The 15,523-nt window shown below is 70.5% G+C and carries 14 protein-coding genes; 9 read left to right on the forward strand and 5 right to left on the reverse strand.

The window, feature by feature from the left end; translation table 11 throughout:
* Nucleotides 1-9: 9 nt before the first annotated feature.
* Nucleotides 10-525, forward strand: coding sequence for a P-loop nucleotide/nucleoside kinase family protein (locus tag AC1RN5_RS06030; RefSeq protein WP_493040351.1), 516 nt, complete (start codon nt 10-12; stop codon nt 523-525).
* On the opposite strand, the gene AC1RN5_RS06035 is transcribed toward AC1RN5_RS06030, so the two are convergent.
* From AC1RN5_RS06035 to AC1RN5_RS06045, 3 genes are all read right to left on the reverse strand, one after another.
* Nucleotides 522-1,115 carry a hypothetical protein gene (locus AC1RN5_RS06035; protein ID WP_493040352.1) on the reverse strand — a complete coding sequence of 198 codons (594 nt, stop codon included), beginning with the start codon at nt 1,113-1,115 and terminating at the stop codon, nt 522-524. The genes AC1RN5_RS06030 and AC1RN5_RS06035 overlap by 4 nt on opposite strands.
* 112 nt (nt 1,116-1,227) lie before the next feature.
* Nucleotides 1,228-2,928: a lytic transglycosylase domain-containing protein gene (locus AC1RN5_RS06040; protein WP_493040353.1), complete on the reverse strand. Its 1,701-nt coding sequence runs from the start codon at nt 2,926-2,928 to the stop codon at nt 1,228-1,230.
* A 117-nt stretch (nt 2,929-3,045) separates the two neighbouring features.
* The gene (locus AC1RN5_RS06045) at nt 3,046-3,861 is read right to left on the reverse strand and encodes a uracil-DNA glycosylase (protein ID WP_493040354.1); all 816 of its coding nucleotides are present in this window, start codon (nt 3,859-3,861) and stop codon (nt 3,046-3,048) included.
* A gap of 141 nt (nt 3,862-4,002) precedes the next feature.
* Here AC1RN5_RS06045 and AC1RN5_RS06050 point away from each other — a divergent pair, with 141 nt between their 5' ends.
* The 4 genes from AC1RN5_RS06050 to AC1RN5_RS06065 all read left to right on the forward strand — a co-directional run bounded on the left by AC1RN5_RS06050 (nt 4,003) and on the right by AC1RN5_RS06065 (nt 8,835).
* Nucleotides 4,003-5,676 (forward strand): electron transfer flavoprotein-ubiquinone oxidoreductase, encoded by a 1,674-nt coding sequence (locus AC1RN5_RS06050; RefSeq protein ID WP_493040355.1) that lies wholly within the window; start codon nt 4,003-4,005, stop codon nt 5,674-5,676.
* 66 nt (nt 5,677-5,742) lie between these two features.
* Nucleotides 5,743-7,434 carry a tetratricopeptide repeat protein gene (locus tag AC1RN5_RS06055; RefSeq protein ID WP_493040356.1) on the forward strand — a complete coding sequence of 564 codons (1,692 nt, stop codon included), beginning with the start codon at nt 5,743-5,745 and terminating at the stop codon, nt 7,432-7,434.
* A gap of 4 nt (nt 7,435-7,438) precedes the next feature.
* Nucleotides 7,439-8,320: a 4-(cytidine 5'-diphospho)-2-C-methyl-D-erythritol kinase gene (locus tag AC1RN5_RS06060; protein WP_493040357.1), complete on the forward strand. Its 882-nt coding sequence runs from the start codon at nt 7,439-7,441 to the stop codon at nt 8,318-8,320.
* Nucleotides 8,321-8,325: 5 nt separating this feature from the next.
* A complete protein-coding gene (locus AC1RN5_RS06065) occupies nt 8,326-8,835 on the forward strand; it encodes a GNAT family N-acetyltransferase (RefSeq protein ID WP_493040358.1) in 510 nt (169 codons plus the stop codon).
* 61 nt (nt 8,836-8,896) lie between these two features.
* Here the strand turns inward: AC1RN5_RS06065 and AC1RN5_RS06070 are convergent, their stop codons facing one another.
* Nucleotides 8,897-10,345, reverse strand: a complete 1,449-nt coding sequence (locus AC1RN5_RS06070; protein WP_493040359.1) for an ammonium transporter — start codon at nt 10,343-10,345, stop codon at nt 8,897-8,899.
* A 36-nt stretch (nt 10,346-10,381) separates the two neighbouring features.
* Nucleotides 10,382-10,720, reverse strand: a complete 339-nt coding sequence (locus tag AC1RN5_RS06075) for a P-II family nitrogen regulator (protein WP_215339866.1) — start codon at nt 10,718-10,720, stop codon at nt 10,382-10,384.
* Nucleotides 10,721-11,115: 395 nt separating this feature from the next.
* Between AC1RN5_RS06075 and AC1RN5_RS06080 the strand changes: the two genes are divergently transcribed.
* From AC1RN5_RS06080 to glyS, 4 genes are all read left to right on the forward strand, one after another.
* Entirely contained in the window at nt 11,116-11,820 is a 705-nt protein-coding gene (locus AC1RN5_RS06080; RefSeq protein WP_493040360.1) for a fasciclin domain-containing protein, read from the forward strand.
* Nucleotides 11,821-11,876: 56 nt separating this feature from the next.
* Entirely contained in the window at nt 11,877-12,224 is a 348-nt protein-coding gene (locus AC1RN5_RS06085) for a hypothetical protein (RefSeq protein ID WP_493040361.1), read from the forward strand.
* 81 nt (nt 12,225-12,305) lie between these two features.
* Nucleotides 12,306-13,235 carry a glycine--tRNA ligase subunit alpha gene (locus AC1RN5_RS06090; protein ID WP_493040362.1) on the forward strand — a complete coding sequence of 310 codons (930 nt, stop codon included), beginning with the start codon at nt 12,306-12,308 and terminating at the stop codon, nt 13,233-13,235.
* Between the two features lie 4 nt (nt 13,236-13,239).
* Nucleotides 13,240-15,516 carry a glycine--tRNA ligase subunit beta gene (gene glyS / locus AC1RN5_RS06095; RefSeq protein ID WP_493040363.1) on the forward strand — a complete coding sequence of 759 codons (2,277 nt, stop codon included), beginning with the start codon at nt 13,240-13,242 and terminating at the stop codon, nt 15,514-15,516.
* Nucleotides 15,517-15,523: the final 7 nt, after the last annotated feature.

Here is a 15,523-nt window from a genome sequence, read left to right on the forward strand (position 1 = left end):
GTAGGAGCCATGGCCACCCTCATCGTCCTCTCCGGCCTGCCCGCCAGCGGCAAGTCCACCCTCGCCCGGCGGCTGGCCCAGGAGTCGGGCGCGGTCTGGCTGCGGATCGATTCCATGGACCAGGCGATCCGCGAGTCCGGCGTCGTGCCCGGCGACCTGAAGGACGTCAGCTACCGCGCCGCCTACGCGGTGGCGGGCGACAATCTGCGCCTGGGCCGCGATGTCGTCGCCGACAGCGTCAACGACCGCAAGGTGACCCGGGACGCCTGGCGCGCGGCGGGCCTGGCGGCCGGGGCCCGGGTCCTGGAGGTGGAGGTCCTGTGCTCGGACGCGGGCGAGCACCGCTGGCGGGTGGAGAGCCGCACGAGCGAGGTTCCGGGCCTGGTCCTGCCCGACTGGGCGGCGGTGACGGCGGCGGCCCCCGAGCCCTGGGATCGCGAGCATCTCATCGTGGACACCGCCGGGCGCGGCCTGGAGGACTGCGTCCAGCTCATCCGGGACGCGCGAGACGGCCCGCAAGCCTAGCGCGCGGCCCAGAGGTTGTCGGCGGCCGCCTGCAGGTCGCCGGCCACGCCGCGGCGGGCCAGGGACAGGCCCTCCAGCTCCAGCCGGTCGCCGCGCAGGGTGCGGGGATGCAGGCTGTAGCCGACCCAGTAGACGGCCCGGTCGGTCTTGGTCTGGCCGTCCTCGAAGAACACCGTCAGCACGCCCACCGGCACGCGGCCGGTCTTGGTCTTGGCCTTCCGCAGGCCGTCCTCGATCCAGCCCGCCTCCAGGCGCGGATTGCCGGTGGTCTCCAGGCTGTCGGCCCGGACCGCCTTGGGGAACCAGACGGTCTGGGTCTGGATCACCTGCTCGGGCCGCAGCGAGGCCAGGCGGATGCGCTCGCCGGAGCTTTCCGCCGCCCCGGTCATCAGGAAGGTTTGCTTCAGCGCGGCGGCGCGGACCTCCACCTGGCGCTCGCGGGCGGCCAGGGCCCTCTCGCGCGCCTCCTGGGCGCGTTCCCGGTGGGAGTCCCAATAGCCGAGCACGGCCACCACCACGGCCACCACGCCCACGATCTCCGCCAGGCTCAGCCAGCGCAGAGGCAGGCGTTTGCGGGGTGTCTCGCTCAATCTGGCCTCCGGGGTCGGGCGTGCGTCGTGGATCGCTTTAGGCCAGATGGCCGCGCGGCGCAGAGCTAATCGCAGAATGAGGGCTGAACTTGGCCGTCGCGGGCCGGACGGCTCAGCCGCGCTTGGAGCGCTTGGCCTTCTTGCCGGCCTTGGTCTTGGCGTCGGTGTCGTCCTCGTCGTCGGCGGCGACCTCGGCCTTCACCACCGGGGCGGGCAGGGGGGCGTCCCATCGGGCGTCGATGTACTTCTGGCCGCTGGCCAGCGCGTCCAGGGTGCGGGACTCCTGGCCGAACTTCTTCTGATAGGTCCAGTAGGCGGCCATGACGCGTTCGACATAGTTGCGGGTCTCCGGCGCGGGCATGCACTCGATGACCATCAGGCTCTCGTCGTCCTCGCCCAGCATCTGGGCGGTCTTCTGCAGGGTGCCGGGGCCGCCGTTATAGGCCGCCACGGTGCGCAGGATGTCGTACCCGACCCCTTCGCCCATCAGCCAGGCCACATAGTCCTGGCCGACCTTGAGGTTGTAGCCGGCGTCGAACAGCGGGCTCATGTCGTCGCGCAGGCGGGCGTTGCCGGTGGCGTGGGCCGCGGCGTCGGGCATCAGCTGCATCAGGCCCACGGCCCCGGCCGGCGAGACCACGCCCGGGTTGAAGCGGCTCTCCTGGCGCACGATGGCGTAGACCAGGGCCTTGTTGATCTTGAAGCCCTCGCGGGGATTGAGGCTGGGGGTCGGATAGTCCGGCTCGCCGCGGCGCCGCGCGGGGCCGGCGGCGGCCATGTCCTCGGCGAGGCCCGCATTGATCACCGCGGCCAGTTGACTCCAGCGGGCGCGCTCCTCGGCGGTGCGGGCGAGCGCCAGGCCGGCGCGCAGCTCCTGGCCGGCTTCCGCCACCCGGCCGATCTGGGCCAGGGCCGCGGCGCGGTGGGCGCGGACGTCGTCGCGCATCATCCGGGCCACCTCGGCGGTGGGGCCGCCATAGGAGGCCTTGATCACCTGGCGGGCGCGGGGCTGGTAGGGCTGGGCCTCCGACAGGGGCAGGGCGGGGCCAAGGCCGCGCAGGGCGACCTGGCGCTCGGCGATCATGCCGTAGAAGGTCTGGGGCGAGCCGGCCGCCTGGCGCAGATAGGTGGCGGCCCGGTCCGAGGCGCCGCGCGCCTCGGCGGCGCGGGCGGCCCAATAGGCGCCCCCGGCCCGGACCCAGATATCCTGGTCGGTGTCCTGGGCGAGCTGCGACAGATAGGTCTCGGCCTGGTCGTAGTGGCGCAGGCGATAGGCCGCCATGCCGGCGATCCAGCGCTCATTCACGGCGCGGGCCAGGTCCAGGGCCCGCTTGGAATCGCCGGAATAGAAGGCTTCGCGGGCCAGGCGGGCGTTGTCGGCGTCGAAGGGCCCGCCGGAGCCGGGCGGCACCAGCTCGATCTTGCTCCAGTCGACCCCGGTCAGGCCGGGAACCACCGGCGGGGGCAGGTCGGGGGTCTTGCGCTTGCTGGCGAGGGTGTAGATCCGCTCGGCCACCGGCAGGTCGGCGTAGCGCGACAGCCAGCCCGACAGCTCGTCGAAGTTCGACTTGTGCGCCGTCGGGTGCATCAGGCCGCGATAGGTGATGTAGCCGGAGAGCGAGGGGTCGCTGAGCTCGATGCTCTGCATGGTGGCGTCGATGAAATCGCCGCGGTCGACGGATTCGAAGGCCCGGGCGTAACCCTGCGCATCGGCGGGCGTCAGGACTTGCGGGCTGCCGGCCAGCGCCTTCCCCGCGATGGTGGCGCAGATCAGGGCCAGGGCCGCGATCCGCACGCGCTTGGTCTGCGTCATGCCCACTTCCACGCCGCCGCATCCTAGCGAGTCTGGCGTGGCCCTACTTCCAATGACCGGCGACCTTTAAAGCCCTTATGCGGAAAGGGAAAGCGGGTTCGCGCACGAAGGGTTTTGTTAAGGACGTTCGGGCCGGTTGAGTCGCTCGGTGAGCGTCAGCAGGTCACTCCACGCCTTCTTTTTCGCCCCCGGCTGCCGCAGCAGGAAGGCCGGGTGCAGGGTGGGCATGGCCGGCAGCTCGATGGACCCGTCCGCCGACTTCCATTCGAACCAGCGGCCGCGCAGGGAGAGGATGCCTTCCTCCCGCTTCAGCATCGACTTGGCCGACGGCCCGCCCACCAGCAGCAGCATCCTGGGCGCCAGCAGTTCGATGGCCCGCTCCAGGAAGGGGGCGCAGACCATCTGCTCCCCCACCGTCGGATTGCGGTTGCCGGGCGGACGCCAGAACACCGAGTTGGTGATGAACACCCGGTCGGTGAGGCCGGCGGCGGCGAACATCTTGTCCAGCAACTGCCCCGCCCGGCCGACGAAGGGCGCGCCCTGGATGTCCTCTTCCTGGCCGGGGCCCTCGCCGATCACCATCAGGGGGGCGTCGGTCGCGCCGCGATAGAAGACCGACTGGCGCGCGGCGCCCTCGAATTTCAGCGGACAGCCGTCGAAGGCCTCGATGGCGGCCTTCAGGGCTTCCAGGTCTGGGGCCGCGGCCGCCAGGCGCCGGGCCTCGGCCACCGCGGCGGCGACATCGGGGCTGGCCCTGGCCGCGCCCTGGGCGGGCGGCGGCGCGGCCACGATCCGCTCCGGTGGCTTGGGCGGCACGAACTTGCCCGCCTCGATGCGGTCGAAGGGCTCGTCCAGCAGCATGGCGTCCACGCCGGCCTCGGCCCAGAAGGCGAGCAGGCTTTCGGCGTTGAGGTCGCGCGGGACGGGGGTCATGGGGCCTTGTAATCGTTCCTGCGGCGGAGTTCACCCTTGACCGCCGAACGATAAGCTTCAGATAAGTCGCCCAACGGATCAACGCCGTGCGGGACAAGGGAGGGGAACCCCTGGCGCACGGCCCAGCGGAGCATGGGGATCATGAGCGACGTCATCGAACGCGAGGCCATGGAGTACGACGTCGTGATCGTCGGCGCCGGCCCCTCGGGCCTGGCGGCCGCCATCCGCCTCAAGCAGCTCGCCGAGAAGGCCGGGACGGAAATCACCGTCGCGGTCCTGGAAAAGGGCTCCGAGGTCGGCGCCCACATCCTGTCGGGCGCGGTGATCGACCCCAGTGGCATCAACGAGCTGCTGCCCAACTGGAAGGAGCTGGGGGTTCCGCTTGAGACCCAGGTCACCCGCGACAAGTTCGTCATGCTCGGCCCGCAGGGCGAGCTGGACATCAGCTGGGCGCCCTTCCCCAAGTGGATGCTGAACCACGGCAACTACATCGCCTCCCTCGGCAATGTCTGCCGCTGGCTGGGCCAGCACGCCGAGAGCCTCGGCGTCGAGATCTATCCCGGCATGGCCGCCTCCGAGGTGGTCTATAACGAGGACGGCTCCGTGAAGGGCGTCGTCGCCGGCGTGTTCGGCGTCGGCAAGGACGGCCAGCCCGGCCCCGACTACCAGCCCGGCATCGAGCTGCACGCCAAGTACACCTTCATCGGCGAGGGCGTCCGCGGCTCGCTCGCCAAGCAGCTGCAGGCCAAGTTCGGCCTCACCGAGGGCCGCGAGCCCCAGAAATTCGGCATCGGCATCAAGGAGTTGTGGCAGGTTCCGGATGAGGCCTTCGAGGCCGGTCTGACCCAGCACACCTTCGGCTGGCCGCTGGACAACGCCACCGGCGGCGGCTCCTTCATGTACCACTTCGGGGACAACTACGTGGCCATCGGCTTCGTGCTGCACCTGAACTACAAGAACCCCTGGCTCTCGCCCTTCGACGAGTTCCAGCGCTTCAAGACCCACCCCTCGATCCGCGGCTATCTCGAAGGCGGCAAGCGCATCTCCTATGGCGCCCGCGCCATCACCGAGGGCGGCTCGCAATCCCTGCCGCAGCTCTACTTCCCCGGCGGCGTGCTGCTGGGCTGCTCGGCCGGCATGGTCAATGTCCCGCGCATCAAGGGCAGCCACAACGCGGTCAAGAGCGGCATCCTGGCCGCCGAGGCCGCCTTCGCCGCCATCTCCGAGGGCCGTTCGGGTGACGCCCTGACCTCGTACGAAGAGGCCTACAAGACGTCCTCGATCCACAAGGAGCTGTGGAACGTCCGCAACTTCAAGCCGCTGTGGTCGAAGTTCGGCACCATCCCGGGCCTGGTCCTGGGCGGGGTCGACGCCATGATCGCCACGCTCTTCGGCGGCTGGTCGCCCTGGGGCACCCTGAAGCACGGCAAGAGCGACGCCCAGTCCACCGGCCTGGCCAAGGACTACCAGCCGATCGTCTATCCGAAGCCGGACAACGAGTTCAGCTTCGACAAGCTCTCCAGCGTCTTCCTGTCGGCCACCAACCACGATGAGAACCAGCCGGCCCACCTGAAGCTGAAGGACCCCACGGTTCCGATCGAGGTGAACCTGCCCCGCTTCGGCGAGCCCGCGCGTCTCTACTGCCCGGCGGGCGTCTACGAGGTGCTGTACGACGAGGCCGGCCAGAACCCGAAGTTCCAGATCAACTTCCAGAACTGCGTCCACTGCAAGACCTGCGACATCAAGGACCCGTCGCAGAACATCAACTGGACCACGCCCCAGGGCGGCGACGGCCCCAACTACCCGAACATGTAGGGCAAATGGGCGCGTGGCCCGTGGCCACGCTTGCGGCGGGCAAGGAAAGCGGTGAGGTTCGACCCCATGCGTAAACTGCTCGCCTGCGTCGCCCCCCTTGTCCTCCTGGCCGCCTGCGCCACCAAGCCGGCGGACGATCTCGCCAGTCTCGATGACCTGGGCGGCTCGTCCTATGGCCTGTTCCTGGCGGGTCAGGGCGCTCTGAACGATGGCCGGGGCGCGGAGGCCGCGGCCTATTTCGAGCAGGCCCAGGCCGGCGGCGCCGACGACGACCTGATCTCCGAGCGGGCCTTCACCGCCGCGGTCATGGCCGGCGACATCAGCAAGGCCGCCGCGCTGGCGCCCACCGGCGACGGGGCCTCGGAATCCTCCAAGCGTCTGGGCCGCATGGTCCAGGCCGTCGAGGCCCTCGCCCAGGGCCAGGGCAAGCCCGCCCAGGCCCTGCTGGCGCCCGAGGGCATGGGCTTCCCGCACAAGGGGGCCGCGGCCCTGCTGGCCCCCTGGGCCGCCGCCATGGCCGGAAACGCCGACGGGGCGGTCACCCGCCCCGAGCTGCGCAACGACAAGGTCGTGGAATATTTCGGCCTCCTGGGCCAGGCCTTCCTCTATGAGCGCGCCAAGCGCTACGACGAGGCCGAGACCGACTTCAAGGCGCTGACCGCCGGCGACAATCCCGGCGACATGGTGCTGCTGGCCTATGGCGGCTTCCTGGAGCGCCGGGGCAAGCGCCTGGACGCCGTGGCCGTCTATGACAAGGGTCTCGCCGACGAGCCCGCCAACAGCGTGCTGCTGGCCGCCAAGGCCCGCGCCGCGTCCGGCAAGGCGCCCCCGCCGGCCCCCACCCTGCGCCAGGGCGCCGCCCAGGCCCTGATGGCGCCGGCCGCCAGCATGATGGCCGCCAAGCAGGAGCAGCTGGGCCTCGTCTATCTGCGCCTGGCCCTGCGGCTGGACCCCAACCGCAACGAAGCCTGGCTGATGGTGGGCGACCTGATGGAGACCGCCGGCGACATCGACGCCGCCCGCGCCGCCTACGCCAAGCCCAAGCCCGGCTCGCCGGAATACGCCGCGGCCCGCTCCAAGCTGGCCTGGAGCTATCAGAACGCCAAGGACAGCGCGACGGCGCTCGCCATGGCCCGCGAGGCCGCCGCCTCCGGCGACCTGGACGCCAAGGTGACCCTGGCCGACCTGCTGCGGGTCAATGAGAAGTTCGCCGAGTCGTCCCAGATCCTCACCGAGGTGATCGCCGCCCGTCCCGGCGACTGGCGGCTGATGTACGCCCGCGGCGTGGCCAACGACCGCGCCGGCCGCTGGGCCGACGGCGAGGCCGACCTGCGCGCCGCCCTCAAGCTGCGCCCCGACGACAGCGAGCTCTTGAACTATCTCGGCTATTCCTGGATCGACCGCGGCGAACACCTGCCCGAGGCCCTGGCCATGGTCCAGCGGGCGGTGGCCTCCAACCCGAAGTCGGGCGCCATGATCGACAGCCTGGGCTGGGCCTATTACCGGCTCGGCGACTACAAGAAGGCGGTCGAGAAGCTGGAGGAGGCCGTCGAGCTGGAAGCCGGCGACCCCGACATCAACAACCACCTCGGCGACGCCTACTGGCGCGTCGGCCGCCGCGCCGAGGCGGAGTTCCAGTGGAAGCGGGTCCTGACCCTCGATCCCGAGGCCAAGATGAAGACCGAGGTCGAGGCCAAGCTCGCCTCCGGCCTCGGCCCCAGCGGTCCGGCTCAGGCGGCCCGCGTCGCCGGGCAGTAGGCCCGTGGCCGCCGACACCCTGGCGCCGGCCAAGATCAACCTGTTCCTGCACGTCGGCGCGCCGGGCGACGACGGCTATCATCCGCTCTGCTCCCTGATGGTCTTCGCCGACGCCGGCGACCGGGTGATGCTGCAGGCCGCGGACGCCCTCGACCTCAAGGTCCGCGGTCCCTTCGGCGCCCAGTTGGCGGGGGAGGGGGACAACCTGGTGCTCCGCGCCGCCCGCGCCCTGCTGGCCACGGCCAAGGGCCCGCAGGCGCCCCACGCCTTCGTCCTCGACAAGCGCCTGCCGGTGGCGGCCGGCCTCGGCGGCGGGTCCAGTGACGCCGGCGCGGCCCTGCGGCTGATGCGCGAGCAGGTGAGCCCCCGCCTGGGAGACGCCGAACTCGAGGCGGTGGCCGCCGGCCTCGGCGCCGACGGCGCGGCCTGCCTGTGGGGCCGTCCGGTCCTGGCGGAGGGTCGCGGTGAGCGGCTGGCCCCCGCGCCCGGACTGCCGATCCTCGAGGCGGTGCTGGTCAATCCCGGGGTCACGGTCTCCACCCCGGAGGTCTACCGTCGCTACGACGCGGGCGGGGCGTTCGGGGAGGTCGAGCCGCCCCCCATGCCCGAGGCCTTCGAGAGCGTCGAGGAGCTGGCCGGCTGGCTGACCTCCACCCGCAACGACCTGGAGGCGCCGGCCGTGGCCCTGGCTCCGGCCATCGGCGACGTGCTCGCCACCCTCGCCGACGAACCCGAGGCCCTGATCGCCCGCATGTCCGGCTCCGGCGCCACCTGCTTCGCCCTGTGCCAGAGCGAGGTGGAGGCCGAGACCCTGGCCGAGCGGATCATGGCCATGAAGCCCGACTGGTGGGTCCAGCGCTGCCGCCTCGGCGGCCCCTGGGACTAGGGCCTGTGCAGACCGCGCGGCTGAGTCTGCGGCCGCTGACGCCCGACGATCTTGAACACCTGGTCGCCCTGCACGGCGACCCGCGGGTTATGGCCTTCATCACCGGAACCGGGGAGAGCCGCGAGGTCGTCGAGACCCGGAGCCTGCCCGAGCTGCTGGCCCGCCGGACCTGGCTGATCTTCGAGAGCGACGCCTTCCTGGGCTGGGGGTCGCTGCGGCCCGAAGGCGGTGAGGCGGAGCTGGGCTATCGCCTGGTCCGGTCCGCCTGGGGACAAGGCTACGCCGGCGAGGCGGCCCGCGCCCTGGTGGACCTGGGGTTCGGCGAGATGGGGCTCACCCGCGTCTGGGCCCAGACCATGGCGGTGAACACCGCCTCGCGCCGGGTGATGGAGAAGGCCGGTCTGGCCTATCAGCGCACCTTCCATGTGGACTGGGACGACCCCCTGCCGGGCTCCGAGCACGGCGAGGTGGAGTACGCCCTGACCCGCGTCGACTGGCGCGCCCGCCAAGCCTGACCCCCAAACGAAAACGGGGGCCCCGAAGGACCCCCGTTCCCAACGCTGGGTGTGGTTCGAACTATTCGTGCAGGGCTTCGCCGTGCAGCGACAGGTCCAGACCCTCGACTTCGCCCTCTTCCGAGACACGCAGGCCGGTGGTGAACTTGCAGATGAACAGGATGACCAGGGTGGCGATGCCCGACCAGGCGATGGTCGCGCCGATGCCCAGCATCTGCTTGGCCACCGAGGCGCCTTCGCCCAGGCTGTTGATGGCCGGGTCGGCCAGGGCGCCGGTGAGCAGGGCGCCGGCGATGCCAGCGATCCCGTGCACGCCGAAGGCGTCCAGGCTGTCGTCGTACTTCAGCAGGCGCTTGAGCCAGACCGCGCCGACATATGCCGCGCCGCCGCCGATGACGCCGATGATCAGGGCGCCCTGCGGGTTCACGAAGCCGGCGGCCGGGGTGATGGCGACCAGACCGGCCACCGCGCCCGAGGCCATGCCCAGCATGCCGGGCTTCTTGCGCTCGACCCACTCCACGACCATCCAGGCCAGGGCGGCCGCGGCGGTGGCGACTTGGGTGTTCAGCATGGCGGCCGAGGCGATGCCGTCGGCGGCCCATTCCGAACCGGCGTTGAAGCCGAACCAGCCCACCCACAGCAGGCTCGCGCCGATCATGGTGAAGACCAGGTTGTGCGGGGCCATGTTCTCGGAGCCGTAGCCCTTACGCTTGCCGAGCACGAGGGCGCACATCAGGCCGGCGACGCCCGCATTGATGTGAACCACGGTGCCGCCCGCGAAGTCGAGGACGCCCGCGCCCGAGAGCCAGCCGCCGCCCCAGACCCAGTGACAGATGGGCGCGTAGACGAAGATCGCCCACAGGGTGGTGAAGAGCAGGAGGGCCGAGAACTTCATGCGCTCGGCGAAGGCGCCGGCGATCAGGGCCGGGGTGATGATGGCGAAGGTCATCTGATAGACGATCCACAGCATCTCCGGCAGGCCTTTGGCGGCCGAGAAGGCCGTCTCGGTGGTGACCCCGTTGAGGAACAGCACGTCGAAGGAGCCGATGTACTTGTTCAGGGTCTCGTCCGGGTTGACCCCGAAGGCCATGCCGTAGGTGATCGCCATCCAGACGATCGTCACCACGCAGGTGACGGCGAAGGACTGGGCCACCGTGGCGATGACGTTCTTGCGCCGCACCATGCCGCCGTAGAACAGCGCCAGGCCGGGAATGGTCATCAGCAGGACCAGGGCCGTGGAGGTCAGGATCCAGGCGGTGCCCGAGCCGTCCAGCTCCAGCTTCACCTGGTGGGCCATCAGCGGCTTGGCCGGCGCGGCGGCCTCGGCGGCCGGAGCTTCGGCGGCCGGCGCGGCCTCCGGAGCCGGAGCGGCGGCTTCCGGCGCGGGCGCGGCGGCCTCGGCGGCGGGCGGCGCGGCGTCCTGAGCGAAGGCGGGCAGCGCCAAGGGCGCCCCGGCCAGGGTGGCGGCGAGCATCAGGCCCGCCAGCCGCTTCATTCCGAATGTTCTCATGTCTATCCCCTTGTCCCGATGAGTTCGCGCCGCGCTCTAGAGCGCCGCAGTGCCGGACTCGCCGGTCCGAATGCGAACCGCGTCCTCGACATTGAGGACGAAGATCTTCCCGTCGCCGATCTTGCCCGTGGCGGCCGCGGCCTTGACGGCCTCGACGGCCTTGGCCGCGGCGCTGTCGTCCACGACAGCTTCCAGCTTCACCTTGGGGACGAAGTTCACCTGGTACTCAGCGCCCCGGTAGATCTCCGTCTGCCCCTTCTGCCGGCCGTAGCCCTTAACTTCCGAAACCGTCAGCCCTTCGACGCCGGCGGCCACGAGCGCTTCGCGCACGTCGTCCAGCTTGAAGGGTTTGACGATCGCCATGATCAGTTTCATCCGCTCGCTCCTGCGCAGCCTCTAAGCTCGGCACGCCCGTGGTGAATTCCCGCCCGTCGCGAGTTCAGCCCCCCCGACGGCAAGGCGACGCTACCGAGACGCGGCGGTCCCGCAGGGCGCGCGGTAACTTCTGATCAAGGAAAAGACTAAAGGCGCCCAAGAACTGAGCAGATGGGGCCGCCTGCGCTTAAAATGTGCGCACAACCTGCCTCCGGAATGGTCGCGAGGGACGCCATGGCGGCGACGCGGGGGTGTCTGCCGGGGGACGGGGCGGGGCGTTCACGACCCCGTGATCGGAGCAACCACCGGCTGCGCCGTGCGCTGTCAGCCCGACAGGCCGAGCTTTCGACGCGTCGGCCGGAGGGGGCTCCGTTCAACCCCGTCATGAGGACCGTATGACCCTGAAAACCATCCTGACCACGACCGCCGCCCTGGCCCTGATCGCCGGCGCCGCGCAGGCTCAGACTCCCGCCGCCAAGACCGCCCCGCCCAAGACGCCCCCCGCCGCCGCCGCGCCGGCCAAGGCCGCGGCGACGACTCCGGCCGAGACCCCGGCCGCGGTCGGCGCGACCCCCAAGGTCGCCGCCGCCGGCGACATCGTCGCCACGGCCCAGGCCTCCGGCCAGTTCACCACCTTCCTGAAGGCGGCGGAGGCCACCAACCTCACCGGCCTGCTGAAGACCACGCCGAACCTGACGGTGTTCGCCCCCACGGACGCGGCCTTCGCGGCCCTGCCGGCCGGCGAACTGGACAAGCTGATGCTGCCCGAGAACAAGGCCCAGCTGCAGAAGGTGCTGATCTATCACGTGATCAACGCCAAGGTGCCGTCCTCGGAGTTCAAGGGCGCCAGCCGCAAGGCCGCCACCGTGGCCGGTCCCTCGGTCGAGCTGACGGGTGGGGCGACGCTGAAGGTCAACGACGCCGACATCGTCCAGGCCGACGTCATGGCCTCCAACGGCATCCTCCACGTGGTGGACAAGGTGCTGCTGCCGCCGGGCGCCATGGCGGCCGCCGCCAGCGCCCAGCCGGCCTCGGCCACCGCCGGGACGCCCACCACGGCGCCGGCCACCCAAGTCATGCCGAAGCCGCAACAGAAATAGTCGGGGCCGCCCGGCGGCCTCCGGCCGTCGGGATTCCTTCCACCAGGAGCACCACCATGACCCTCAAGCATCTTCTCGCCGCCGCCGCCGCCACCACCCTGATGGCCGGCGCCGCCCACGCCCAGACCATGAGCCAGCCGGCGCAGCCCGCCGAACCGGCCATGACCACCCCGGCCGGCGATCCCGCCCCCGGCACGGTGACCACCACGGACACCGCCGCCGACGGTTCGACCTCCACCAGCGTCACCACGCCGCTGGCCAGCACCGGCGCCACCACCGACACCTCGGCCACGCTCACCACCACCACGGTGACCAACGGCCCGGTGGCCGACACCCCGGAGAACCGCGCCAAGTACAAGCCCCTGTCCAACGCCGGGAAGCGCTCGGCGCCCAAGGGCAACTAAAGACAGCCCTACGTGGGTTGAAGCCAAGGTCGGCGGGCCCTATGGTCCGCCGACTTTTTTTGCGCCTGCGAAACAGCCCCCATGCCCGCCGACAAGCCGCTTTCATTTCAGGGCCTTATCCTGAAATTGCACGACTATTGGAGCCGTCAGGGCTGCGTGATTCTGCAGCCGCACGACGTTGAGGTCGGCGCGGGCACCCTGCACCCGGCCACGGTCCTGCGCGCCCTGGGCCCGAAGTCCTGGCGGGCGGCCTATGTCCAGCCCTCGCGGCGGCCCGGCGACGGCCGCTATGGCGAGAACCCCAACCGGCTGCAGCACTACTATCAATACCAGGTGATCCTGAAGCCGAACCCCGACAACCTGCAGGACCTATACCTGGGCAGCCTGGAGGCCATCGGCCTCGACACCCGACTGCATGACATCCGCTTCGTCGAGGACGACTGGGAGAACCCCACGGTCGGGGCCTGGGGCCTGGGCTGGGAGGTCTGGTGCGACGGCATGGAGGTCAGCCAGTACACCTACATGCAGCAGGTGGGCGGCCTGGACGTCTCCCCGGTGGCGGGCGAACTGACCTACGGCCTGGAGCGCCTGGCCATGTACATCCAGGGGGTGGACCACTTCACCCAGCTGGCCTTCAACGATCCCGACGGCCCCGAGCCCAAGACCTATGGCGACGTCTTCCTGGAGAACGAGCGCCAGCATTCCGAGGCCAACTTCCACGGCTATGACGTGGAGACCCTGAAGCGCCAGTTCGAGGACATGGAGATCCAGGTCCCGCGCCTGCTGGCCATGACCGGACCCCAGGGCCAGGCCATCGTCCTGCCGGCCTACGACCACGTGCTGAAGGCCAGCCACCTGTTCAACCTGATGGATGCCCGCGGCGCCATCGCCGTCGCCGAGCGCCAGAGCTATATCGGCCGCATCCGCGACCTGACCAAGATGTGCGCCGTGGCCTGGGTGAAGAACGAAGGGGGCGAAAGCCCGCCGCAGACAGAGCAGGGCGCGAAGTAGAACCATGCCCCAGCTGCTGATCGAACTGTTCTCCGAGGAAATTCCCGCGCGCATGCAGGCCCAGGCCGCGCGCGACTTCGAACGCCTGGCCCGCGAGCACCTGGCCGCCGAGGGCCTGATCCCCGAGGCGGTGAAGAGCTTCGGCGGTCCGCGCCGCCTGACCCTGGTGGCCGAGGGCCTGCCCGCGACCCAGGGCGACCGCCACGAGGACCGCAAGGGCCCCCGCGTCGGCGCCCCCGACCAGGCCATGGACGGCTTCCTGCGCTCCACCGGCCTGACCCGCGACCAGCTGGTGGAGAAGGACGGCGTCTGGTTCGCCCACATCCACCGCCAGGGCCGCCCGACGCCGGAGATCGTCGCCGAGATGGTCGACAAGATCGTCCGCGACTTCCCCTGGCCGAAATCCATGACCTGGGGCCGCGGGACCCTCCGCTGGGTCCGGCCGCTCAAGCGCATCGTCTGCGTGTTCGGCGGCGAGGTGGTGCCCTTCGCCATCGACGGCATCGAGAGCGGGAACATCACCGAGGGTCACCGCTTCATGGGGTCGGGTCAGCCCTTCAAGGTGCGCGACTTCGACGAGTACGCCGAGAAGCTGGCCAAGCACTTCGTGATCCTTGATCCCGAGGAGCGGAAGGACCGCATCATGGACGCGGCCCGCACCCTCTGCTTCGCCCGCAACCTCGACCTGGTGGACGACGAGGGCCTGCTGGACGAGGTGGCGGGCCTCGCCGAATGGCCCTCGCCCGTGCTGGGCGACATGGACCCGGCCTTCCTGGACCTGCCGCCGGAGGTGATCCGCACCTCCATGCGCACCCACCAGAAGTATTTCGCGGTCCGCAATGAGGCCACCGGCAAGCTGGCGCCCCACTTCCTGACCGTGGCCAATATCGAGGCCGCCGACGGCGGCAAGGTGATCGCCGCCGGCAACGCCAAGGTGCTGTCGGCCCGTCTGTCGGACGCCCGCTTCTTCTGGGACGAGGACCGCAAGACCAAGCTGGAGGACCGGCTGGAGAAGCTGAAGGGCGTCACCTTCCACGCCAAGCTTGGCAGCCTCTACGAGCGGGTCGAGCGGCTGGAGATCCTGGCCGGGGCCATCGCCCCGCGGGTCGGCGCCGACGTCCCCAAGGCGGTCCTGGCCGCGCGCCTGTCCAAGGCCGATCTCGGCACGGGCATGGTGGGCGAGTTCCCCGAGCTGCAGGGCCTGATGGGCGGCTACTACGCCCGCGAGGAGAAGATCAGCGCCGTCGTCGCCGACGCCATCCGCGACCATTACCGCCCGGTGGGCGCCAATGACGAGGCGCCCGACACCCCGGTCACCATGGCCGTGGCGCTCGCCGAGAAGCTCGACACCCTGACCGCCTTCTTCGCCATCAACGAGAAGCCCACGGGTTCGCGCGACCCCTACGCCCTGCGCCGCGCGGCCCTGGGCGTGATCCGCATCCTGCTGGGCTCGGAGGCCCGCGCCCCGATCCGTGAGCTGGTGGCCGACTGGTACCGCTCCCTGCGCTGCTTCGTCGATCCGGGCCGCGCCCTCTATGTCTCCACCAAGCGCACCACCGGCTATCTCGGCCCGCTGTCGCGCAGCCCCTCGGAGGTCTTCGAGACCTATGTCGAGGAATTCGAGGCCGCGCTTCTCGAGGGCAAGCCCTATGTCGTGGCGACGCAGGAAGACTTCGACATCCGCTTCGACCGCACGGCCGCGGCCGGCGAGGCGCCGGAGGGCGAGGTCATCTACGAATTCCGGCCCTACAGCGTGGTGGCCGACGAGGTCATGGCCTTCTTCGCCGACCGCCTGAAGGTGGTCCTGCGCGACCAGGGCAAGCGCCACGACCTGGTGGACGCGGTCTTCGCGCTCGGCGACGACGACCTGGTGCGCATCGCGGCCAGGGTTGAGGCCCTGGACGGATTCCTCACCACCGAGGACGGCAAGAACCTGCTGGCGGGCGAGAAGCGCGCCGGCAATATCCTCAAGGCCGAGGAAAAGAAGGGGCCCTTGCCCGTCGGGCCGGCGGTCGGCATGGCCGGCGCGCCGCCCGAGGAGACCGCCCTGATCGGGGCGATTTCCCTTGCGGAACCCGCTGTGGCGCGTGCATTGCAGCAAGAAGATTTCGCGGGTGCGATGCGTGCCCTGTCGGGACTGCGCGCCCCCGTGGACGCCTTCTTCGAGAAGGTATTAGTGAACTCTGAGGTCGCGGCGGAACGTGAGAACCGCCTGCGGCTATTGGCGCAGGTGCGTGACGCCATGGGGCGCGTCGCGGACTTTTCTCTGGTGACGGGTTAGGAGACTC

Source organism: Phenylobacterium sp. GW821-FHT12F10, from assembly GCF_058806695.1.

Bases quoted from the DNA above. Each gene is read 5' to 3' on its own strand.
- AC1RN5_RS06075 (WP_215339866.1), bottom strand. From the start codon at position 10,720: ATGAAACTGATCATGGCGATCGTCAAACCCTTCAAGCTGGACGACGTG.
- AC1RN5_RS06055 (WP_493040356.1), top strand. From the start codon at position 5,743: ATGCGTAAACTGCTCGCCTGCGTCGCCCCCCTTGTCCTCCTGGCCGCC.
- AC1RN5_RS06090 (WP_493040362.1), top strand. From the start codon at position 12,306: ATGCCCGCCGACAAGCCGCTTTCATTTCAGGGCCTTATCCTGAAATTG.
- AC1RN5_RS06050 (WP_493040355.1), top strand. From the start codon at position 4,003: ATGAGCGACGTCATCGAACGCGAGGCCATGGAGTACGACGTCGTGATC.
- AC1RN5_RS06085 (WP_493040361.1), top strand. From the start codon at position 11,877: ATGACCCTCAAGCATCTTCTCGCCGCCGCCGCCGCCACCACCCTGATG.
- AC1RN5_RS06045 (WP_493040354.1), bottom strand. From the start codon at position 3,861: ATGACCCCCGTCCCGCGCGACCTCAACGCCGAAAGCCTGCTCGCCTTC.
- AC1RN5_RS06030 (WP_493040351.1), top strand. From the start codon at position 10: ATGGCCACCCTCATCGTCCTCTCCGGCCTGCCCGCCAGCGGCAAGTCC.
- AC1RN5_RS06040 (WP_493040353.1), bottom strand. From the start codon at position 2,928: ATGACGCAGACCAAGCGCGTGCGGATCGCGGCCCTGGCCCTGATCTGC.
- glyS (WP_493040363.1), top strand. From the start codon at position 13,240: ATGCCCCAGCTGCTGATCGAACTGTTCTCCGAGGAAATTCCCGCGCGC.
- AC1RN5_RS06080 (WP_493040360.1), top strand. From the start codon at position 11,116: ATGACCCTGAAAACCATCCTGACCACGACCGCCGCCCTGGCCCTGATC.
- AC1RN5_RS06070 (WP_493040359.1), bottom strand. From the start codon at position 10,345: ATGAGAACATTCGGAATGAAGCGGCTGGCGGGCCTGATGCTCGCCGCC.